The organism is Mesorhizobium sp. WSM4817 (assembly GCF_055811135.1).
In genome coordinates this window covers 99371-120259 of the sequence record NZ_JBVVQQ010000001.1, presented here as the reverse complement: position 1 = coordinate 120259, position 20889 = coordinate 99371, and the positions used below count along the sequence as shown (strand labels likewise).

The window sequence follows — 20889 nt, the reverse complement described above, 5'->3', positions numbered from 1 at the left end:
AAAGTTCTCCTTCAATCAATCTGCGAAAATTCTGACGTCGGCGGCATCCCAGCCGAGCTCGACCGCATCGCCCGACGCGACCGGTCGGCGGTCGGCGGCGTCGGCGGTGACGCGCACCAGGAACGGTTTTTGTGACAGAGCGGTGCGGACATGCAGCTGCAGGTCGAGCCCGTGATAGGCGAGCGCCTCGACGATGCCGGCAACACGGTTGGCCGTCTCTGGCGGCGGGAACAGCCGGATGCGCTCTGGCCGCACCGAAGCGACCGCCGCAGCGCCGGGCGAAAGTATTTCGGGAACCATGCCTGATATCCGCGCACCATTGGCTGCCAGCACGCCATCGTTGGCGGCTTTGCCCGGCACGAAATTCATGACGCCAATGAAGTCGGCGACGAAACGGTCGGCCGGATGTTCGTAGACCGCATGCGGCGTGTCGCATTGCAGCAGCTTGCCGTCCCTCAGCACCGCCATGCGGTCGGCCATAACGAGCGATTCCTCCTGGTCATGGGTGACGATGACGAAGGTGATGCCGACTTCGTGCTGCAGCCGCTTCAGCTCCAGTTGCATGGCGCCGCGCAATTTCTTGTCGAGCGCACCGAGCGGCTCGTCGAGCAGCAGCAGCCGCGGCCGCTTGACCAGCGCCCGGGCAAGCGCGACGCGCTGCTTCTGGCCGCCCGACAATTGCTCCGGCTTGCGGTCGGCGAAGGCGACAAGCTCGGTCGTCGCCAGGATGGCGTCGACGCGGGAGCAGATTTCGTTTGCCGGCAAGCGCTCCATTTCAAGGCCGTAGGAAACATTGGCCCGGACGCTCATATGCGGAAACAGCGCGTAGGACTGGAACATCAGGTTGACCGGCCGCCTGTTGGGCGGGGTTTTGGCGATGTCGCGGCCGTCGAGCAGGATGCGCCCCTCATTGGGCGTCTCGAAACCGGCCAGCATGCGCAGCAGCGTGGTCTTGCCGCAGCCGGAAGGTCCGAGCAAGGCGAAGAACTCGTTCTCGCGGATATCGAGCGAGATGCCGTCGACGGCCGTCACCCGGCCGAAGTTCTTCGACACCTTGTCGATCGCCAGCAGCGTGCGGGGCTCGCTCATTGGCCGATGACTCCGCGGTTGAGCCGCTGCGACAGGGTTAGCGCGGTGATTGAGACCGCCATGACGATGGTCGCCAATGCATTGATCTCCGGCGTGATGCCGAAGCGGATCATCGAATAGATCTGCATCGGCAGCGTAGTCGAGGCGCGGCCGGCGCCGGCGGTGAAGAAGGCGATGATGAACTCGTCGACCGAAAGGGTGAAGGCGAGCAGCGCGCCGGCGACGACCGCAGGCAGGATGACCGGCAATGTCACCCGCCTGAAGGTGGTGAGCGCGGAAGCGCCGAGATCGGCGGAGGCCTCGACGATCGACCAGTCGAAGCTTTTTAGCCGCGCGCGCACCACCGAGCAGACGAAGGCGAGGTTGAAGACGACATGGGCGAGGATGATGGTGTGCAGGCCGAGCGTGAAATCGAGCATAGAAAAGAAGCTGAGCAGCGCCACCGCCAGCACGATGTCGGGAATGATCATCGGCGCAAAGATCAGCGCCTCGAGGCCGCTTCCGTACTGCCGGCGCATTTCGACGCCGATGGCCAGCAAGGTGCCGAGCAGCGTGGCGATGGCTGTCGAGACCAGCGCCACGATCAGCGTGTTGAGGGCGGCGGAAAGGATCGCGGCGTTTCCGGCGAGCGAGGCATACCATTTCAGCGAAAAGCCCGACCAGACGGTCGGCAGCCCGCCTTGGTTGAACGACAGCGCCACCAGTACGGCGATCGGAATGTAGAGGAAGGCGAAGACGAGCGTCAGCACGAGCCAGAGCGTACGCCGTGTGGCGGGCGAGCGCTCAGTCATCGGCGCCTCCTTTCGCTTCGGCGATACGGCCCGCGGCGCGATCGGCAGCCAGGGCCTGCGCCGTCAGCACCAAAAGCATGATGGCGATCAGCGCCATCGCCAGCGCTGCGCCGAACGGCCAGTCATTGGCGGTCAGGAACTGGTCGTAGACAAGATTGCCGATCATCTGGAAGCGGCCGCCGCCGAGCAGTGCCGGCGTGACGAAATTGCCGATCGACAGCACGAAGACGAAAACCGCCCCGGCGGCGATGCCCGGCACCGTCAGCGGCAGTATAACCCGGCGAAATGTGGTCATGGCCGAAGCGCCGAGATCGCGCGAGGCCTCGGCCAGCTCCGGATTGAGCCGAGACAGCGGCGCGTAGCAGGCGAGGATGACGAAAGGCAGGTAATTGTAGACCAGACCGGCGATGACGGCGCCTTCGGTATAGAGCATCGACGGCGGCTCGCCGGTATAGCCGAACCAGCGCAAGAGCTGGGTGATCAGGCCTTCGCGGTTGAGCAGCACGATCCATGCATAGGTGCGGATCAGATAATTGGACCAGAAAGGCAAGACGGCGAAGAACAGGAACACCGGCTGCCACCGGCGCGGTGCTGCCGCGATCGCATAGGCGGCGGCATAGCCGATCACCACCGCGATCAGCGTTGCCGTGCCGGCGATGCGCGCCGAATTGAGGAAGATGCCGGCATAGAGCGGGTCGAGCACCAGCCCGAAATTCTCCAGCGTGAAGCTGTATTCGATGCCGCCATAAATGCCGCGCCGGAAGAAGGCGAGCGCCAGCACCAGCGCGCATGGCACCACCATCAAGGCGGTGAGCCAGGCCAGCGCCGGCGCCATCAGCAAGGAGGAGCGAGAAGGTGCGAACGATCTCATGTCGCACCCTCCTCTGGCCTTGAGGCCATCTCAAAGGCATCGAAATTGTGTTTGGACAAGCGCCCCCTCACCCGGATTGCCAACCGAATTGCGAAGGGCAATTCGGGGCAATCCGACCTCTCTCCGAGGGGAGAGGAGGTCGCCGACCTTGGCGTCAGCCTCTTCTCCCCAGCGGGGAGAAGGTGGCCGCGAAGCGGCCGGATGAGGGGGTGCTGCGCCGGAGATTGGCGAGCGGCTGCAATCCAGCCGATCTCCCCCCTTGAGGGGGAGATGGCCGGCAGGCCAGAGGGGGGCGTGAAGGAACGCAAGCCTGATTCCAGATGCCGAAACTACTGCGCCGCCTTGATCTCGCTGACGATCTTCGAATAGTCGCGCTGGGCGTCGCCGACGTCGCGCAACTGCTCGAACTTGACTAGTTCGGCCACAGGCATGTTCATATTTGGGAATTTGGCGAGGAAATCCGCCGGCAGGCTTTCCATAGCCGGCTTGTTCGGCACCTTGTAATCGATGTTCTGAGCCGCCCAGGCGTGGTTCTTGGCGTCCAGCATGAAGTTGATGAACTGGAAGGCGGCGTCCTTGTTGGCCGATGCCTTCATCACCACCATCGTATCGACCCACAGGTCCGAGCCTTCCTTGGGTATGGTGTATTTAATCTGCGGATTCTCGGCGATGCCATAGTTGCACCAGCCATCCCATGCCTGCACCATCAGCGCCTCGCCCGAAACCAGCTTCGAATAGAAGGTGGTGTCGTCATAGGCGAGCAAGGTCTTCTTGGCCGAGATCAGCAGGTCCTTGACCTCGGCGAGCTTGGCCGGATCGGTTTCGTTGACCGAATAGCCCTTGGCGAGCTGCCCGGCGGCAAGCAGCCAGCGGTCGGTCGCCAGCATCGTGGTCTTGCCCTTGAGCGCCTCGGACGGGGCGAGAAGATCGTTCCAGCTGGCCGGCTCGGTCTTCACCAGATCCGAGCGGTAGCAGAGGCCGGTGGTGCCCCAGGTGTAAGGCACGGAAAAATTGTTGCCGACATCGTGCGGCAGCTTGGCCGCCTCAGGATAGAGATTGGCGAGATTGGGGATCTTGGCGTGGTCGATCGTCTCGATCAGGCCGAGATTGTTCAGCACTTCTGCGAACGACGAGGAAACGAAGACCACGTCATAGCCCTTGCCGCCCGAAGCAACGAGCTTGCCCATGATCTCCTCATTGGTGGCGTGAACGACGACCTCGCCGGAAACGCCGGTCGCTGCTTTGAAGGCGGCCATGACGTCCGGCGCCATGTAGCCGTCCCAGTTGGAAATGACGAGGTCGGCGGCGGCCGCCGGCGCCGACAGCGCCATAGCGAGGCCAAGCGCGACCGCGGAAGTTTTTAACGAACGGTGCCGCAGGGTGGTGGCGGTCATGACAGACTCCCATTCTGGTTGATCGTCGAATTCAATCAATCGTCGGACCAGCGCTTGCGACCATGCCGCCGCTTCGATCCTGTTCCCCGGTCTTTTTATTGCCGATTGAACCCACAGTACTATTGCGGAAAAAAGTACGTCAATCCATAATTTGGAAAATCGCGGCGAAATCCAGCCGATCGCGCCCGCAAGGGCAATTGGTAAAACCGCAGCGGTCGAGCCCGTTCACGAGAAACGCCATGCAAGCCGTTGCCAAACGCCCGCGCACCAATCATCTTGATCTCGCGCAGCGCATTCTCGATGTAGCCCGGCAGCGCGGCTTCGAGGCCGGCGCCCATCTCCCGGAACAGCAGATCGCCTCGCTCTGCAACGTCTCGCGGACTCCGGTGCGGGCCGCGCTGCGCCTGCTCACCGAAAAAGGCGTCGTGCGATGGGAAGCCGAATCCGGCTATCGCCTGGCCGTTGACCTCACCAAGCAGGCGACGCTTGCCACTGACCTGCCAAGCGCCGAGGAGGACGAACTCGCGGAGATGATCCTGCGCGATCGGTCGGCACGTCGGTTGGATCAGACTGTGACCATCGGCGCGTTGATGCGGCGCTACAGTGCCGAACGAAGGACAGTACTAAAAGCGCTAAAGAAACTGACAGACGAAAATCTTCTGGATCGCGCACCGGGACAGTCCTGGCTGTTCAGGCGAGCGCCAGACGATCCGGAGGCACAAGGGGAAAGCTATGAGTTCCGCCTGATGCTGGAACCCGCCGCCATTCTGGCGCCTGGCTTTCGGCTGGACGGGACCCGCGCGGCAGCGTTGCGCCAGGGCATGGAGGCGCTGCTGGCGCTGCACGACGCCACATTCGATATCAGAGAGTTCCAGCGGCTGGACATCGACTTTCACGGCCTAATCGCCGGCGGCTCCAGCAACCGGTTCGTCGCCGACGCGCTGTCGGACCATCTCAGGCTGCGCCGGCTGCCGGGGACCTATGCCGGCGTCAACGTCTTCCGGCTGAAGCAATCGCTGCGCGAGCACCTGACCATACTCGACCAACTGGAAAGCCGGCAGTATGAGGTTGCAGCCGATCTGCTTCGCGTCCATCTGCGATTGTCCCGCAGCCAGCGACCGCAGGCGGCCAGTCGCGGCGCCCCCGCGTTGTTCGGCATGATCAGCCGGCCGGATTGACGAGGACCACGAGAACAGTGACGCGCAAAACCAGCCCGACTATCGCGTTGTTTCCCGAAGCGAGCTTCGGTGCCGCGCTCAATTGCGTCGGCATCGCGCAGGCCTTGCGCGCAAGGGGTGCGCGGCCGGTGTTTATCTGTCACGCCGGCTTTTCCGGCGTGTTCGCCGACTACGGGTTTCAGGAATACCAGTTGCCGACCGACGATCCGCTGACCGACAGCGAACGCCAGAGCTATTGGCAGGCCTTCGTGCGCCGGCATCTGCCGCATTTCAGGCTGAGCCCGATCGACCAGCTCGAAACCTACGTCGCCCCGACCTGGCAAGCGATCGTCGATACCGCGGTCAATGCCGAGGCGCCGCTGCGCAAATTGCTGACCCGGTTGAAGCCGGACGCCGTGGTGCTCGACAACGTCGTCATGTTTCCAGCACTTGCTGCCGCCGGTTGCCCATGGGTGCGCGTCGTCTCCTGCGCCGAGACCGAGCTGCCCGACGCCGATGTACCGCCCTATCTGTCCGGTCTCGCCGCCGACGACCCCGGTCGCGCGGCCTTCGAGGCGCGCTACCTGGCAGCCGTCGCTCCGGCACATGACCGGTTCAACCGGCTTCGGACCGACGCCGGCCTTGCGCCCTTGCCGGAGGGGCTTTTTCTCGAAGCTTCGCCCGATCTCAATCTGCTGCTGACCCCAACCATCGTGCGCAGGCAGCGCGCCGAGCCGCTCGACCCGGCCCGCTTCGTCTATCTCGAAGGCTGCGTCCGTTCGGAAGGGCCGTTCGACGTGCCGGTCTTTCCACGCAATGACGGGCCGCTGGTCTATCTCAGCTTCGGCAGCCTGGGCGCGATGGATGTCGGGCTGATCGAGCGCATGCTCGCCGTGTTCGACCGGCTTCCGGCCCGCTTCATCGTCAATGTCGGCGGTCTGCGCGACAGCTATCGCGCGGTTCCGGACAATGTCTATCTCGACGCCTGGTTTCCGCAACCGTCGGTTGTCGCCAAGTCCGATCTCTTCATCCATCACGGCGGCAACAACAGCTTTTGCGAAGCGCTGCGTTTCGGCGTGCCGTCGCTGATCATGCCCTATTGCTGGGACGGGCACGACAATGCGCAACGCGCCGAGGAAACCGGCGGCGGCCGCTACCTCAGCCGCGATGGCTGGAGCGACGACGAACTGGAACAGGCTATCCTTGGCCTAATGGCCGACGGCGAGATGCGCTTTCGCCTCAAGGAGAATGCGGCCACCATGGCGCGGGCGCCGGGAACTGACGCCGCCGCCGAAGCCATTCTCGCCCTCGCAAGGACGTGACCTGATGCTCAACACCACGACAACGGATGCACCGCAAATGACCCCGACGGACGATCCGAAGCGATGGCTGGAGCAGCAGGGGATCAGGGAAGTCGAGTGCCTGGTGCCGGACGTAAACGGCGTCTTGCGCGGCAAGGCGTTGCCAACGGCCAAGTTCCTGAAGTCGCTCGAAGACCGCGCGCTCTACCTGCCGAGCAGCGCCTTCCTGGTCTGCATAGACGGCCGCTATTCCGGTTCCAACGACGAGGGCTTCGCCTATCAGGATCCCGACATGCGGATGGTGCCGGATGTCGCGACGCTCTGCCTTGCGCCCGGCGCTGGAGCTGAAAAGGCCTATGTCTTCACCGATGCGTTTCACATGGACGACCGGCCGTGGATGGCCTCGCCACGTCATGTGTTGAGGGCCGTGCTCGATCTCTATCACCAGCGCGGCTGGCGGGCAGTGGTGGCGCCGGAGCTCGAATTCTACCTGACCGCGCCCAATCCCGATCCCGATCGGCCGTTGATCGCGCCGGTCGGGCGCAATGGCCGCTCCGAAACCGTGCAGCACCCCTATGACATGGCGGCGCTGGAGGAATTCGAGCCGGTGATCCAGCGGCTCTACGACTATGCCGCAAAGGCCGGGCTGCCGCTCGATACGCTGATCCACGAGTCAGGCACGGCGCAGTTGGAGATCAATTTCCTGCATGGCGACGCGCTGCCGCTGGCCGACAAGGTGCTGCTGTTCAAGCGGATGACGCGCCGGGCCGCGCAGGATAATGGCATGCATGCGACCTTCATGGCCAAGCCGATCGCCGCACAAGCCGGCAGCTCCATGCATCTCCACATGTCGGTCATCGACGAGGCCGGGAATACGCTGTTCGCCGGGCGTGACGATGCCGACACCGAGATGTTCGGGCATTTCATCGGCGGCCTGCAGAAATACATTCCGGAGGTGATGCCGCTGTTTGCGCCGAACGTGAATTCGTTCCGCCGCATCCGGCCGAACCACAGCGCCCCCGCCAACATCGAGTGGTCGCATGACAATCGCTCCTGCGGCCTGCGCGTGCCGGCCGGCGGGCGGGCCGCACGGCGGGTGGAAAACCGTCTGCCCGGCGCCGATGCCAACCCCTATCTGGCGATGGCCGGCTCGCTGCTCTGCGGCTATCTCGGCGTCGAGGAAAAGCTCTCGCGTTCGCCCGAGGCATCGGGCAACGCCTATCGCAGCAAGAGCACGCTGCCGAAAACCATGGAGGAGGCGCTCGACCGTTTCGCCGCCTGCAGTCCGGTTCGGGACTTGCTCGGCGAGGATTTCGTCCAGACCTATTTGCGCGTCAAAAGCGTCGAGCTCGACCTGTTCCAGAGCGTCGTCACCAGTTGGGAACGCGACCACCTGCTGCTCAAGGTCTGATGATGGGCTTCAATTCCGGACTGGACATCGGCAAATCCTACTATGTCGCGACCGCCAATCCGGCGCATGATCATCCGGCGCTGCAGGGCGACGTCGACGTCGATCTGGTGGTGGTCGGCGGCGGCTGCACCGGACTGTCCGCAGCCCTTCATGCGGCCGAGCGCGGGCTGAAGGTGGTTCTCCTCGAAGGCGGCAAGATCGGCTGGGGGGCGTCGGGGCGCAATGGCGGCCAGATCATCCCCGGCCTGCGCAAGGGCGCCAAGGGCCTGGTCAAATTTTATGGGCCCGAACGGGCGCGGGCGCTTTTCGCTCTCGCCCTCGAGGCGCGCGGGCTGGTGCTCGACCTGATCGAGCGCCATGCCATCGATTGCGACCTCCGGCTCACCGGCCATCTGGCCGGTGCGGTCAACGGCTCCGACCTGCGCGACCTCGAGGAAGAGGCCGAGTGCCTTGCCAGCGTGATGAACTTTCATGACGTCGAGATGCTGTCGGCGGCGCAGGCGCGTGAAATGGTGAACACACCCTATCACGGCGCCATGTACGAGAAGCTCGGCGGCCATATGCATCCGCTGAACTACACGCTGGGTCTTGCCCGCGCCACGGCAGCGGCAGGCGTCACCATCCACGAGAATTCGGTAGCGCTGCGGCTGGAGCGGAAACCTTCCATCCGGGTTTCCACGGCCAAGGGCTCGGTCCGGGCCAGACATGTTGTGTTGGCCGGCGACGCCCTGCTTCAGGGGCTCGAACCGCGCGTCAACAGCCGCATCATGCCGGTCGGCAATTACATCATCGCCACCGAGCCGCTGGACGACACCAGCGACGTCATCCCAAGCAACGCCGCCGTTTCCGACACACGCTTCGTCGTCAACTACTACCGGCTGTCGGCGGACGGCCGCCTGCTGTTCGGCGGTGGCGAGCGCTACACGCCGTCGCCGCCCGCCGACATTGCCGGCTTCGTGCGGCCGCATATGGAAAAGACCTTTCCGCAATTGCGCGGCCGCCGCATCGATCATGCCTGGGGCGGGCTGGTCTCGGTGACGACGTCGCGCCTGCCGGATGTCGGCCACTATGGCGAAGTCTATTTTGCGCATGGCTATTCCGGCAAGGGCGTGATCCTGTCGACGCTGTCGGGAAAGCTGCTTGCCGAGGCGATCACCGGCGATGCGTCGCGGCTCGATCTGTTCTCGACGCTGAAGCCAATGCCGTTTCCCGGCGGTACCGCCCTGCGCGGCCCGCTCTATGTGCTCGGCATGCTCTGGTACGCCATGCGCGATCGCATCAAGCATTGAGCAAGCAATCCACTGCCGCCGTGGTCTTGCGAGGAGGGCAGCCGGCTGCAGCTTCCCGACAAATTTGACCATGTGGACAAAGGTCGGATGCCGTTCCATAGTTCCCTCGCCTGATATCCAAAGAAACAGCCGGCTCGACACGGCGCCAATCAGAGGGGCATGCAATGGAAAACGGGAAGAGCAAAATCCAATCGAAACGCGGAGGGCTTTCGCGACGCGATTTGCTGGAACTCGGCGCGCTCGGCCTGGCGGCAACCATGCTGCCGGGCCAGGTCTTGGCGCAGGACAAGAAGCTGAAGGTGGCGGCGATCTTCGCCACGCCGACCGAGGAGCCATGGGTCCACCAGATCCATGTCGCCCTGCAGAGGGCCGAGAAGGAACTCGGCATCGAATACAAATGGTCGGAGAAGGTGCAGACGGCCGATTTCAGCCGTGTGATGCGCGAATATGCGCAAGGCGGCTATGAGCTAGTGCTGGGCGATGCGTTCGCTGCCGAACGCGAATCCCGCCGCACCGCCAAGCAGTTTCCGAAGGTCGCCTTCCTGTTCGGCTCCGGCGCCGGGCCGGCCGAGCCGAATTTCGCTGTCTTCGACAATTGGATCCACGAGCCCGCCTATCTCTCCGGCCTGATCGCCGGAAAGATGTCGAAATCAGGCACGATCGGCGCCGTTGCGGCGATGGGCATTCCGGAAGTGAACCGGCTGGTCAATGCCTTCTTCGCCGGCGCCCGCGAGGTCAATCCTGACATCAAGAGGAAGGTCGCATTCATCGGCTCTTTCTTCGACCCGCCAAAGGCCAAGGAAGCGGCTATCGCCCAGATCGACGCCGGCGTCGACGTGATCTATGCCGAACGTTTCGGCGTCATCGAAGCGGCAGTCGAGAGGAAGATCCTCGCCATCTCCAACATGTCCGACCAGTCCAACCTCGGCCCGGACACGGTGATCACCGGCCCGGTCTGGGACATGTATCCGACGGTCGAGCATGCGATCAAACTGGTCAAGGCCGGCGTCTTCACCGCGCAGGACTATGGCGATTTCTCGCGCATGGCCAAGGGCGGCTCCTTTCTGGCGCCCTACCACAAATTCGACAAGACGCTGCCCGCCGACGTCAAGGAGCTGGTCGAGAAGAAGAAGGCCGAAATCCTCGACGGCAATTTCCGTGTCGTCGTCGACGAGAACACGCCGGTTTCGGATTGAGCGGCGCAGCCCTCCCCCTTGAGGGGAGGGTGCCGAGCGAAGCGAGGCGGGTGGGGTCACCTCAGCTGCCTCGAGCTTTAGACCGATAAGGATGGAGCGCGTCACAGCGGACCCCACCCGGCCCTTCGGGCCACCCTCCCCTCGAGGGGGAGGGATATCAGCGCCATCTCCCACCAGGAGCACCCTCGCCTTTGCCCGCCCCTCTCATCGAAATGCGCGGCATCTCCAAGAGCTTCGGCGCCGTCATGGCGAACGAGGCCGTCGATCTTAGCGTCGCACCCGGCGAAATTCTCGGGCTGCTGGGTGAAAACGGCGCCGGCAAGACGACGCTGATGAACGTGCTGTTCGGCGCCTATGCCCCCGACGCCGGCGAGATCCTGGTTCAGGGCCGGCCGGTGACGATCAACAACTCGGCCGATGCGCTCGCCGCCGGCATCGGCATGGTGCACCAGCATTTTCATCTGGCGCCGCGGCTTTCGGTGCTGGAAAACCTGCTGATAGGCATTCCCGGCAAATCGGGCCGGATCGACCGCGCCGGCGGGCTGGCGCGACTGGCGGAGATCGGCCGCCAGCATGGCCTCACGCTCGATCCGGACCTTCCCGTCTCGGCGCTGTCGATCGGCGAGCAGCAGCGGCTCGAAATCGTCAAGGCGCTGTTTCGCGGTGCAAGGCTGCTGATCCTCGACGAGCCGACGGCGGTGCTGGCGCCGACAGAGGTCGACGGGCTGTTTTCGGCGCTGCGGTCGATGGCTGCCCAGGGTCTCGGCATCATCTTCATCTCGCACAAGCTCAACGAGGTCAGGGCGTTGACCCATCGCTGCGTCGTGCTGCGGCATGGCCGCGTGACCGGGCGCGTCGACGCACCTGCCAGCACGACATCCTCGGAGATGGCGCGGCTGATGTGCGGCCACGAGATCGTTCCGCCGGCCAGGGGACCGTCGACACCGGGTGCCGCGGTGCTGACCCTGGACGGCATCTCGACGTCGCGCCATTCCGGCATGGCGCTGCGCGATGTCTCGCTTTTGGTGCGCGCCGGCGAGATCCTCGGCATTGCCGGTGTCTCGGGCAACGGCCAGCGGGCGCTTGCCGAGGTGATCTCCGGCGTTCGCGCGCCCGATGCCGGCCGGATGACGATAACCGGCAAAGCTGTCTCGCGGTTCTCGCCGCGGGAGGTGCAGGCGCTCGGTCTCGGGCGCATCCCGGAAGACCGGATGACGACGGGACTGGTCACCAACCTGCCGCTTGCCGATTCGATGGTGCTGCCGCGTATCGGCACGGCGGCGTTCAGCCGCAACGGACTGCTCAGGCCGGATGCGATCCGCGCCTTCGCCGAGGCGCAGATCAAGGCGTATGACATACGCTGCCCCGGGCCGATGACGCGGGCCGGAGCGCTGTCCGGCGGCAATCTGCAAAAGGCGCTGCTGGCGCGTGAGCTCGCCTTCGACCCCAAGGTGCTGATCGTGTCGCAGCCGACGCGCGGCCTCGACATTGGTGCGGCGCGCTTCATCCACGAAAAGTTCCTCGACATGCGTGCCAGGGGCTGCGGCATCGTCGTCATCGGCGAAGACCTCGAAGAGCTGCTGATGCTCTGCGACCGCATCGCGGTGATGTATGAGGGGCGCATTGCCGGCACGCTGGCCAGCGCCGACGCCACCATCGCGCGGCTCGGCCTGATGATGACCGGGGCGGAGGGCCATGGTTGATGTTCCGCCTCGAAGCCCGCACCTCAACGCCCGCCTGGTTCAACCTGGCTCTGCCGTTGCTGGCCATCGGCGCGACATTGGTGCTGTGCAGCGGCCTCATCGCGCTGGCCGGCGCCGGGGTGATCGAGGCCTATGGCGTGATGTTCGCGGCGTCGCTGGGCGACAGCTACGCGATCACCGAAACGCTCGTGCGTGCAACACCGATGATCTTCACCGGGCTTGCCGTGGCGGTCGCCTTCCGCGCCAAATTCTGGAATATCGGCGCCGAGGGGCAGTTGCTTGCCGGTGCGGTGGCGAGCTGTGCCGTCGGCGCCATTCCGATGCCGGGGCCGCTCGCCATGCTGCTGATGGCGCTCGCCGGCGCCGCCGCAGGTGCTGCGGTCGCCCTGATCCCGGCGACGCTGCGGGTGAAATTCAAAGTCGATGATGTCGTTAGTTCACTGCTGCTCAACTCGGTCATCTTCTACGCGTTGATGGCACTGATTGAAGGCCCTTGGAAAGACAGCTTCAGCGGCTACCCGATCTCGCCGCCGATCGAGGATTCAGCGAATTTCCCGGTGCTGCTCGAAGGCACGCGGCTGCATCTCGGCGTCGTGGCGGCTTTCGTGGCCGCACCGGTCATCTGGTTCCTGATTGCGCGCACGACGCTCGGCTTCAGGATCAGGGTGATCGGCGAAAATCCCGAGGCCGCGCGCTATGGCGGCATCCATGTCGAGCGGGTGCTGATCTCGACGGCGCTGCTGTCCGGGGCGCTCGCCGGCCTTGCCGGCGTCAGCGAAGTCGGCGGCGTCCACTTCCAGGTGATGAGCGACATCTCGCCGGGCTATGGCTATTCCGGCATCGTCGTCGCCATGCTGGCGAGGCTCAACCCGCTTGGCGTGATGCCGGCGGCGCTGTTCCTCGCCGCCGTCATGACCGGCGCCGAGGCGATGTCGCGGGCCACCGGCGTTCCGGCCTTCCTCAGCGACGTCATCCAGGGCACCGCGCTGCTCGCCATGCTGGTGGCGCTGCTGTTCACGGCCTATCGCATCCGCCGCGTCGGAGCCGCATGATGAGCGTCGTGCTCGAACAGATTTTTCAGGTCGGCTTCCTCGCCGCGATCATCCGCATCGCCACGCCTTTGGCTTTCGCGACGCTGGGCGAGATGTTTTCGGAGCGGGCCGGCGTGCTCAATCTCGGCATCGAAGGCATCATGCTGTTGTCGGCGATGACCGGCTTCACCGCGACCAGCCTCAGCGGCAGCCTGTGGCTCGGCGTGCTTGCGGCGGTGCTGACCGGTGCGCTGATGGGTGCCGTGCATGCGCTGTTCACGGTGGCTCTCGGCCTCAGCCAGCATGTCTGCGGCATCGGCGTGACGCTGTTCTCGTCGGGCCTCGCCTATTTCCTTTACCGGCTGATCTTCGGCCAGCAATCGGTGCCGCCCAGCATCAAGAGTTTCGAAACGCTGCCGATCCCTGTTCTCTCCGACATCCCGGTGCTCGGACCAGCGGTGTTCAACCAGTTTTCGCTGGTCTACATGGCGATGGCAGCCGTTCCCCTTGCCGCCTTCGTGCTCTATCGGACGCCGTGGGGCCTGTCGGTGCGCATGGTCGGCGAAAATCCGCGCGCCGCCGATTCGGCCGGCGTCGGCGTCATCGCCACGCGCTTCCAGGCGGTGATCCTTGGCGGTGCCCTGATGGGGCTGGCCGGGGCTTTCCTGTCGATGGTGCAGTTCAACGCCTTCACCTTCGGCCTCGTCTCCGGGCGTGGCTGGGTGGCGATCGCGCTCGTCGTCTTCGGCCGCTGGGATCCCTGGCGTTCGGCAGGGGCCGCCCTGCTGTTCGCCTTCGTCGATGCCCTGCAACTGCGCATGCAGGCGAGCGGGCTCGGCCATATCCCCTATGAGGCGTTCCTGATGCTGCCCTTCATCTTCACCATCGTCGCCATGGCGGTGATGTCACGCAACGCCGTCGCGCCTTCGGCGCTGCTCAAGCCGTTCCGCCGCGAAGAACGCTGACAGGCCGGGGATGGGAATTCTCAGCCACTGCTTAGCGCCCGCATCACATTCGGCAGCGCCGGCAGCGTCAGCAAAACCGTGCCGGCAAGCCAGATCGACGCGACGACGATGCTCCTGGGGCGCGCCGACCAGCGCTCATAGAGCGCGGCCGGCACGCCGGCGAGCATGATGGTCATCGTCGACAGGATCAGCGCACTTGCCATGTAGACGATCTGGCTCAGGGGAGGCGCCCAGCCCGGATACCAGATCGGATAGAACAGGAACACCATCAGCACCCACGGCGAAAAGATGCCGTTGACGATGGCGACCGCCATGACCGGGACAAGAGCGTTTTTGTCCATTGCCTCAACCCCCCTGCGAAGCCATCGGCGCAATGCCGAAATTGATCAGAAAGACGAGGTAGAACACGCGCAAGGCCATAAGCCAGAGCACGCTGAAGACGATCACCACCGGCTGGGTCAGGATCGACGGCGTAATGCCCCGCACGACCCGCAGGAACGGGTCCGTGACAGTCTTGAAGAAGCGCCAGATGTAGTTGTCCCAGCTTTCGGGCACGAAGAGGCCGAGCACGAGACGCCCGATCAGCGTGTATATCACCGCGGCAAGGATGAAGTTCGGGATGTGGAAATACCAATAGGACCAGAAATCGTTCACGTGGGAGTTTCCAAGCAGCGGCGCGCCGCGTTATGCCAGCGACGCCTCCAAAATGAAAGCGGGGTCCGTCACCGGACCCCGCCTTGAGCGCCGATCGCTATGCGCGATCAGGCAGTCTTTTCTTCCATCATCTGCTTGCCACGCGGCACACGGATTTCCTCGATGAAATCCTGCATATCCCGGGACGGCGCCCTGGTGAGAAGGCTGACGATGATCATAACGGCGAAGCCCACCGGCAGACCGAAGGCCGCCGACGAAATGTTCTTCACGCCCCACCACAGTTCCATATTCGGCGTCGCCTTGTCGAAGTCGGCGCCGTACTGGGTCATGACAAGGTAGAAGATGGTGATGCCGAAGCCCGCGATCATGCCGGCGACCGCACCGGCCGAGTTCGCCCGCTTCCACCAGACGCCGAGCACCAGCGCCGGGAACAGCCCGCCTGCCGCAAGCGAGAACGCCCACGACACCATCGACAGGATGTCGGACGGCTTGGTCGACGCGACGTAGGCGGCCAGCACGGCGACCATAACCAGCAGGATGCGGGACACGATCAGGCGCCGCGACGTGGGCGCATTCTGGTCGATCATCTTGTAGTAGATGTCGTGGCTGAGTGCGTTGGCGATGGCCAGCAGCAGGCCGTCCGCCGTCGACAGCGCGGCGGCAAGACCGCCGGCGGCGACGAGGCCCGAGATGACGTAAGGCATGCCGGCCATTTCCGGCGTCGCCAGCACGATCATGTCGGCGTTGAGGTTGATGTCGGCAAACGAAAGTGCCGTCACGCCCTTTTCGGCGCAGGCCGCGACGATCGCCGCGGTGTCTGTCGCCGCCTTGCCGCAGATCTGCACGAGCGTATTGTCGGCAGCGGCCCAGCGCATCATCCATCCGGCTTTCTCGGCGATGTTTTCGGGCGTAAGGCCCGACGCCACCAGGTCGAGCATCGTCCACTTGGCGAACGCCGCATAGGCCGGCGCGGTGAAGTAGAGGATGAAGATGAACAGCAGCGACCAGGCGACCGAGACACGCGCTTCACGCACCGACGGGGTGGTGAAGTAGCGCATCAGGACGTGCGGCAATGACGCCGTTCCGACCATCAGGCAGAGGATGAGCAGAAAGTAGTTCTTGGCATCATAGCCGCCATGCGCAAATGGGGTGATGTGATGCAACGTGATGCCCTGCGCCGTCTCAAGCGCGGTGATGTTCGCCAGCGCCTGGCCTTGCATCAATTGTGGGATCGGCACGCCGGTTTTCACCGTCGACATCCAGATGACAGGGATGAGATAGGCGATGATCAGCACGATGTACTGGGCGACCTGCGTCCAGGTGACGGCGCGCATGCCGCCCAACATGGAGCACACCAGGATGCCGGCCAGTCCGACATAGACCGCGACGTTGAAGTCGATGCCAAGGAAGCGGGCCGAGATCAGCCCGGTGCCGAAAATCTGCGCGACCACATAGGTAAATGAACAGGAGAACAGAACGATCACGCCGATGAAGCGGGCAAGATTGCCGCCGTAGCGCGCCGACAGGAAGTCGGGAACGGTGTAAGCGCCGAACTTGCGCAGATAGGGCGCAACGAGGATGGCCACGAGCACGTAGCCGCCGGTCCAGCCGAGCACGAAGCCGAGACCATCATAGCCGAGCAGATAGAGCGAGCCAGCCATGCCGATGAAGGAGGCCGCCGACATCCAGTCGGCGCCGGTCGCCATGCCGTTGTAGAGCGCCGGTACGCGACGCCCGGCGACGTAATATTCACCAACGTGCATGGTGCGGCTCAGGACGCCGATCACCGCGTAGATGACGATGGTGAAGCCCATGAACAGGTAGCCGATGACAACATTCTCGACGCCCATGGCGCTCAAGACAGCCATCAGGATGATGAAGGCTATGAAGCCGCCGGTGTAGATGCCGTAGATGCGGCCGAGATTGGAGGTGAAGTCGCCTCCGCCTGCGGTGGTGGATGTCGTGTTAGCCATTGAAGTTCCCCCGATCAATCTTCATGGACGCCATGCTCTTCGTCGATCGCGTTCTGGCGCCGTGCGAACCAGAACAGCATGACGACGAAGGCGATGAGCGAACCCTGAGCGGCCATGTAGAAGCCGAGCGGAAAGCCAAAAATGACGATGGTGTTGAGTTGCTCCACGAACATGTGGATGACGTAACCGAAGAACACCCATAGGCCGAGCATGACGAACATGAGGCTCTTGGTCTTGTTCCAATAACTTATGCGGTCTGGCGTCGCCATAGCGTTGAACCCTCCCTAGGTTGGCAGCTTGCGAACCGTCTCGACCGCAAGGCGCCGTTTAAAGCTTGCCTCTTCCGCTGACGCGGAAGCCCTCCGGCATATGTCGCGGCCAAGCATAGAATCAGCCGACCGTAACTGTGGAGGAGTATCACTTTTTGTCGCGGCTGTTCATACGACTTTAGAATCGGTGAAAGGACTGGAGAATCGGTGAGAGGACTTGAATCGGCAAGAGGCTGGCGGTGCGGCATCGCGGAGGCTAAACGGTCAACGGTTGGAACCGAAGGGAGAGCGCCATGGGCCTGCTGAACGACCTGTTGCCCGCGTTCCTGCGCAAGCCGCAGCCGATCGGCCGCGTCGGCGAACTGGCTGACTTCATGGATTCGCGCGCCGCCTTCCTGGCGCAGAAAAGCATCGTCGAGTTCTGCCGCGTCAGGGCAGGGGTATACTGGCAGAAGCTGTTCAGCGAGAAGGAGTTCCAGGCGGCGCTCAACCATTCGCGCTGGCGCGCCTATCCTGCGTGTTACGCGATGGTGGCGGAAATGGTGGAGGGTGCGCTGCGCGAACCCGCCGGCTTGCGCCAGCGAGGCCTGCCAGCGGCGCTGGAAAAAGTCGCCCTGGCAAGCTTCTCCAAATATGCCGTTCCGGCGGGCTCGCCCGCCACTTTCTGGGAGGACGCCGCCGAACTCACACGTCAGCGCCTCGCCGCCACCCAGATCGGCCCGCCGCGCCCGGTGCGCGAGATCCCCGAGCCGCTGGCGCGAACGGTTTTCGAGATGGTCCCGATCCACCCCAATCTGCTGACCAACGATTACGACTATATCTTCAATTTCCTGAGAATGAATCTGCTGCGCGCGCATGAGGATTTCCTGGTGCAGGCCGACCGCAGCGCTCTCGTCGACCAACTGCTTGGCGCCGCGCGCAGCTGAGTTTGTTTACTGTCCGAGCGTCGCCGGCGATGCGAACATCAGGTCCCGCACCAGGTCGGGTGCCGACTGAAAGCGCTTGATGAGGCTCTTGAGCTGTGCCTGCTGATCGCGCGCCAGCGCATTGATCTCGACGCGGTTGGATACCGGTATACCGGCGTAGATGTCACGCGTCTGCTGAGCGAGCAGCAAGCCGACCAGCATGGCGTGGCCGGCCAGCATCGCCTTCATGTCGGGCTCGCCGCCAATATTCAGGGCGATCAGTTGCTCGAGCCGGGCACGGGTGCTCCGCTCGCGGATGCCGTGGCGAATTGCAAGCGTGCGTGCGGTCGCGACGATTGGAAAAAGGCCATGCTTCTTGATGTCCAGCCGGCCATTTTCAAGCTGAAAGCCGCCAAAGACAGTGAAGGGACTGCCGGTCGTCATCTGCTCGCCGAGCAGCTTCGCGAACACCGGCTCGGCGTGGGCACGGTCATAGGCATATTCGACGAACTGCGCGGCCAGCGTCGTGTCGCCATGCACCGGTCGCAGGTCGTAGACGATATCGACGTTGAGCAGGTCCTGAGGCCGCAGGCGGCGAACCCAATCCTCGACGCGCCGCTTCCAGGTGGAGAGGCTACCGCGGAATGCGGCATTCGAGGCCATTACCCCGCCTTTGCAATACGGCACGCCTGAGATGTCGAGCATGTCGGCGAGCCTGGCGCCGAGTTTCTTGAACCAGCGGTCTTCGGGCCCATCCGGCTCGCCATCTGCGAAGACGATTGCGTTGTCCTGGTCGGGGGCCATCAGGCTTTCGCCACGGCCGCCTGAGCCGAGCACGAGCACGGCATAGGCGCAGGGCGGCGGGCCGTGACCTTCGATCTGCATCTGCTGTTCGGCAAGCACGGCGGCGCGGCGGGTAAGCGAGCAAAGTTCGTCGCTGATGATTTCCGCCACCACGCGCGGGTCGATCGCTTCGCCGATGAGCGAACGCACCACGCCCGGCAGCATCGACCAGCTGGCCGCCAGTTCGGCGCCATCCCTGGCATGTTCGATCGTGTCGTCGAGATCGATGGCAGCGGCGGCGCGGAGCCTCAAAAGGTCACGCGACGAAAGCACGCCGACCAGCATGCCGCCGTCGTCGCGGACGGCGAGGTGGCGGACTTTCAGCCGATCCATGCGGCCGATCGCCCGATAAGCGAAGGCGGCGGCGCGGATGCTTACCAACGGTCGCGTTGCGAGGCTTGCGACCGGCATGTCAAAAGCCCGCTCGGCGTCGGACGACATGCGGCGCAGCAGGTCACGCTCGGTAACGATGCCATACGCCTCGATCGCTTGATCCGGCGTTCCACGCTCGGACACGAGGACCGAGCTGATCTTGCGCTTGACCATGAGGTCGATGACCTGCCTTGTCGGTTTGGTCGACTTCACCACAATTGGTGGGCTGCTCATGAGGCTGCCGACGCGATGGCGATAGGCATAGGGATCAACCGGCTGAAACGCGGGAGCCTGGGGTCGCGACACCGGCTCGGCCCAGCCGGCGCGATGGCCGGCTTCGAGAGCGTCCGAAAGGGCAAGGCAGGCAACCTCGGCCTCTCCAAGTGTTCGGATGTTGCGTTTGCGCAACTCCGGAATCAACGCGGCAAAGATGTCTCCGGCCGCAATCGCATCGCCCAGAGCCGAATGCCGGCCGGTTATCTTCAGGCGAAGCCATCCGGCGATCGTTTCCAGCGAATGGTCTGCCAGATTGGGATTTGCTATGGTTGCAAGAAGCCGGACGCACAGCGCCCGAGGCTTTTTCCAGGGCAATCGGGCGCGTCGGCATTCGCGCTCCAATACCGCCAGGTCGAAGCCGATCGAATGGCCGACGAGGATGCGGTCGCCGACGAACTCCTGGAATTGTGCCCATGCATCCGGGAAGCTGCCGGCTCCGTCAACATCGGCATCGGTGATGCCGTGGACGAGCGAAGCCTCGGACGGGATTGCTTCACCGGGATCGATGAGGAGATCGAGCTGAGTTTCCCGGACGACCTTGCCATGCGCGATGCCGATCGCGCCAATCTGGACCACGCGCGCCTTGGTGGCGTCGGGCCCGGTTGTTTCAGTGTCGACGGCGGCAGCCGCAATTGCTATCAGCGGTGTCGCGCCGCTCGGCGGCTTCAATTCCGTCTCCTTCGGCATAGCCGATAGCCTTCCTCTGCCGGATGTCTTGCCCAGACAATGCCTGTCCGAGGCAGCGCCTGTCGGTGCGGAAAGGTTCGATCCGGCTTGCCATGCAACATAGAGCGCGCCGGCCGGCCGCGTCGATGGCCGTATTTCAGGCTGTTGGGTTCGCAAAGTTGCGCTGCCTGCACGCCCATGCTGAATCCCCAGAGGTATACCCGTCCTGGCGGCACATTCGCCTTAAAGTGATTTGATACGGTCGCAGCGCTCGCACATTGTCGGCGAGCTTGCTGCCGAGGGCGCCGATGGATGAGATCAGGCGGGTTGCTGTGGGGTGCATCGGGCGCGCCGTCATGTTCGGCTCGCTTGCCATTGGCTGTGTCATGGTCGGATTCTCCTTCAACCCGGTGTCTGCATTTCGCTCCGGCGCGTTCCTCACGCTGACCATGGTTCTGGCGCTGATGTGGAAAGCCACGACCGCAGCCTTCAAAAATCCCAAGCACACCGAAGTCTGGCTCTACCTCGATGAGAAATCGCGCCCAGCCGATGCCTCGGCACGACGGGTGTTCGGCACCATCATGGGCGACGTTTATAGACTCTACGCCCGGATCGCGCTCGGCGTCGCGGTCGGGTTCTTCCTGGTGTCGCTCGTGCTGATGCTGTTCGGCCTGGAAGCTTACAGGCCGCCCGCCAACTAGGCGGCCGCTCCGCCCATCCCTGCCCGCCCGCA

The 20889-nt window shown here is 64.0% G+C and carries 19 protein-coding genes; 10 read left to right on the top strand and 9 right to left on the bottom strand.

The window, feature by feature from the left end:
- Positions 1-15 precede the first annotated feature (15 nt).
- From AC0L2K_RS00540 to AC0L2K_RS00525, 4 genes are all read right to left on the bottom strand, one after another.
- A complete protein-coding gene (locus AC0L2K_RS00540; protein ID WP_128173662.1) occupies positions 16-1089 on the bottom strand; it encodes an ABC transporter ATP-binding protein in 1074 nt (357 codons plus the stop codon).
- Positions 1086-1880 carry an ABC transporter permease gene (locus AC0L2K_RS00535; RefSeq protein ID WP_128168656.1) on the bottom strand — a complete coding sequence of 265 codons (795 nt, stop codon included), beginning with the start codon at positions 1878-1880 and terminating at the stop codon, positions 1086-1088. Before AC0L2K_RS00535 ends, AC0L2K_RS00540 begins: the two co-directional genes overlap by 4 nt.
- The gene (locus tag AC0L2K_RS00530; protein WP_036269997.1) at positions 1873-2715 is read right to left on the bottom strand and encodes an ABC transporter permease; all 843 of its coding nucleotides are present in this window, start codon (positions 2713-2715) and stop codon (positions 1873-1875) included. The genes AC0L2K_RS00535 and AC0L2K_RS00530 overlap by 8 nt, the downstream gene beginning before the upstream one ends.
- A gap of 365 nt (positions 2716-3080) precedes the next feature.
- Positions 3081-4145 carry a polyamine ABC transporter substrate-binding protein gene (locus AC0L2K_RS00525; RefSeq protein WP_473530335.1) on the bottom strand — a complete coding sequence of 355 codons (1065 nt, stop codon included), beginning with the start codon at positions 4143-4145 and terminating at the stop codon, positions 3081-3083.
- Between the two features lie 239 nt (positions 4146-4384).
- Between AC0L2K_RS00525 and AC0L2K_RS00520 the strand changes: the two genes are divergently transcribed.
- The 8 genes from AC0L2K_RS00520 (at position 4385) to AC0L2K_RS00485 (ending at position 14198) form a co-directional block, all read left to right on the top strand.
- Positions 4385-5323, top strand: coding sequence for a GntR family transcriptional regulator (locus tag AC0L2K_RS00520; protein ID WP_473530334.1), 939 nt, complete (start codon positions 4385-4387; stop codon positions 5321-5323).
- Between the two features lie 17 nt (positions 5324-5340).
- A complete protein-coding gene (locus AC0L2K_RS00515) occupies positions 5341-6624 on the top strand; it encodes a glycosyltransferase (protein ID WP_473530333.1) in 1284 nt (427 codons plus the stop codon).
- Between the two features lie 37 nt (positions 6625-6661).
- Positions 6662-8014, top strand: a complete 1353-nt coding sequence (locus AC0L2K_RS00510) for a glutamine synthetase family protein (protein ID WP_128173657.1) — start codon at positions 6662-6664, stop codon at positions 8012-8014.
- Complete coding sequence (locus AC0L2K_RS00505; RefSeq protein WP_128245861.1) at positions 8014-9303, top strand: NAD(P)/FAD-dependent oxidoreductase; 1290 nt, start codon at positions 8014-8016, stop codon at positions 9301-9303. The genes AC0L2K_RS00510 and AC0L2K_RS00505 overlap by 1 nt, the downstream gene beginning before the upstream one ends.
- A 164-nt stretch (positions 9304-9467) precedes the next feature.
- The gene (locus AC0L2K_RS00500) at positions 9468-10499 is read left to right on the top strand and encodes a BMP family protein (RefSeq protein WP_128168651.1); all 1032 of its coding nucleotides are present in this window, start codon (positions 9468-9470) and stop codon (positions 10497-10499) included.
- A gap of 191 nt (positions 10500-10690) precedes the next feature.
- On the top strand, positions 10691-12202 hold the full coding sequence (locus AC0L2K_RS00495; RefSeq protein ID WP_473530332.1) for an ABC transporter ATP-binding protein: 1512 nt from the start codon (positions 10691-10693) through the stop codon (positions 12200-12202).
- Entirely contained in the window at positions 12202-13254 is a 1053-nt protein-coding gene (locus tag AC0L2K_RS00490) for an ABC transporter permease (RefSeq protein WP_023800525.1), read from the top strand. The genes AC0L2K_RS00495 and AC0L2K_RS00490 overlap by 1 nt, the downstream gene beginning before the upstream one ends.
- Positions 13254-14198, top strand: a complete 945-nt coding sequence (locus AC0L2K_RS00485; protein WP_023800524.1) for an ABC transporter permease — start codon at positions 13254-13256, stop codon at positions 14196-14198. The genes AC0L2K_RS00490 and AC0L2K_RS00485 overlap by 1 nt, the downstream gene beginning before the upstream one ends.
- A gap of 20 nt (positions 14199-14218) precedes the next feature.
- Here AC0L2K_RS00485 and AC0L2K_RS00480 read toward each other — a convergent pair whose 3' ends face one another.
- From AC0L2K_RS00480 to AC0L2K_RS00465, 4 genes are all read right to left on the bottom strand, one after another.
- Entirely contained in the window at positions 14219-14539 is a 321-nt protein-coding gene (locus AC0L2K_RS00480; protein WP_023800523.1) for a hypothetical protein, read from the bottom strand.
- A gap of 4 nt (positions 14540-14543) precedes the next feature.
- On the bottom strand, positions 14544-14852 hold the full coding sequence (locus AC0L2K_RS00475) for a YggT family protein (RefSeq protein WP_473530331.1): 309 nt from the start codon (positions 14850-14852) through the stop codon (positions 14544-14546).
- 107 nt (positions 14853-14959) lie between these two features.
- Positions 14960-16825 carry a sodium:solute symporter family protein gene (locus AC0L2K_RS00470; protein WP_128168649.1) on the bottom strand — a complete coding sequence of 622 codons (1866 nt, stop codon included), beginning with the start codon at positions 16823-16825 and terminating at the stop codon, positions 14960-14962.
- Positions 16826-16839: 14 nt separating this feature from the next.
- On the bottom strand, positions 16840-17094 hold the full coding sequence (locus tag AC0L2K_RS00465) for a DUF4212 domain-containing protein (RefSeq protein ID WP_023800520.1): 255 nt from the start codon (positions 17092-17094) through the stop codon (positions 16840-16842).
- 293 nt (positions 17095-17387) lie between these two features.
- Between AC0L2K_RS00465 and AC0L2K_RS00460 the strand changes: the two genes are divergently transcribed.
- On the top strand, positions 17388-18020 hold the full coding sequence (locus tag AC0L2K_RS00460; protein WP_473530330.1) for a hypothetical protein: 633 nt from the start codon (positions 17388-17390) through the stop codon (positions 18018-18020).
- Between the two features lie 6 nt (positions 18021-18026).
- Here AC0L2K_RS00460 and AC0L2K_RS00455 read toward each other — a convergent pair whose 3' ends face one another.
- Positions 18027-20177: a DUF294 nucleotidyltransferase-like domain-containing protein gene (locus AC0L2K_RS00455; protein WP_473530329.1), complete on the bottom strand. Its 2151-nt coding sequence runs from the start codon at positions 20175-20177 to the stop codon at positions 18027-18029.
- A 287-nt stretch (positions 20178-20464) separates the two neighbouring features.
- On the opposite strand from AC0L2K_RS00455, the gene AC0L2K_RS00450 reads away from it, so the two are divergent.
- Positions 20465-20857: a hypothetical protein gene (locus AC0L2K_RS00450; RefSeq protein WP_023800517.1), complete on the top strand. Its 393-nt coding sequence runs from the start codon at positions 20465-20467 to the stop codon at positions 20855-20857.
- The last annotated feature ends 32 nt before the right edge of the window (positions 20858-20889 follow it).

Excerpts from the sequence above, each read along its gene's own strand:
- AC0L2K_RS00500 (WP_128168651.1), top strand. The coding sequence starts at position 9,468 with ATGGAAAACGGGAAGAGCAAAATCCAATCGAAACGCGGAGGGCTTTCG.
- AC0L2K_RS00505 (WP_128245861.1), top strand. The coding sequence starts at position 8,014 with ATGATGGGCTTCAATTCCGGACTGGACATCGGCAAATCCTACTATGTC.
- AC0L2K_RS00460 (WP_473530330.1), top strand. The coding sequence starts at position 17,388 with ATGGGCCTGCTGAACGACCTGTTGCCCGCGTTCCTGCGCAAGCCGCAG.
- AC0L2K_RS00455 (WP_473530329.1), bottom strand. The coding sequence starts at position 20,177 with ATGCCGAAGGAGACGGAATTGAAGCCGCCGAGCGGCGCGACACCGCTG.
- AC0L2K_RS00480 (WP_023800523.1), bottom strand. The coding sequence starts at position 14,539 with ATGGACAAAAACGCTCTTGTCCCGGTCATGGCGGTCGCCATCGTCAAC.
- AC0L2K_RS00470 (WP_128168649.1), bottom strand. The coding sequence starts at position 16,825 with ATGGCTAACACGACATCCACCACCGCAGGCGGAGGCGACTTCACCTCC.
- AC0L2K_RS00450 (WP_023800517.1), top strand. The coding sequence starts at position 20,465 with ATGGATGAGATCAGGCGGGTTGCTGTGGGGTGCATCGGGCGCGCCGTC.
- AC0L2K_RS00485 (WP_023800524.1), top strand. The coding sequence starts at position 13,254 with ATGAGCGTCGTGCTCGAACAGATTTTTCAGGTCGGCTTCCTCGCCGCG.
- AC0L2K_RS00530 (WP_036269997.1), bottom strand. The coding sequence starts at position 2,715 with ATGGCGCCGGCGCTGGCCTGGCTCACCGCCTTGATGGTGGTGCCATGC.
- AC0L2K_RS00490 (WP_023800525.1), top strand. The coding sequence starts at position 12,202 with ATGTTCCGCCTCGAAGCCCGCACCTCAACGCCCGCCTGGTTCAACCTG.
- AC0L2K_RS00535 (WP_128168656.1), bottom strand. The coding sequence starts at position 1,880 with ATGACTGAGCGCTCGCCCGCCACACGGCGTACGCTCTGGCTCGTGCTG.
- AC0L2K_RS00520 (WP_473530334.1), top strand. The coding sequence starts at position 4,385 with ATGCAAGCCGTTGCCAAACGCCCGCGCACCAATCATCTTGATCTCGCG.
- AC0L2K_RS00525 (WP_473530335.1), bottom strand. The coding sequence starts at position 4,145 with ATGACCGCCACCACCCTGCGGCACCGTTCGTTAAAAACTTCCGCGGTC.
- AC0L2K_RS00510 (WP_128173657.1), top strand. The coding sequence starts at position 6,662 with ATGACCCCGACGGACGATCCGAAGCGATGGCTGGAGCAGCAGGGGATC.
- AC0L2K_RS00540 (WP_128173662.1), bottom strand. The coding sequence starts at position 1,089 with ATGAGCGAGCCCCGCACGCTGCTGGCGATCGACAAGGTGTCGAAGAAC.
- AC0L2K_RS00465 (WP_023800520.1), bottom strand. The coding sequence starts at position 17,094 with ATGGCGACGCCAGACCGCATAAGTTATTGGAACAAGACCAAGAGCCTC.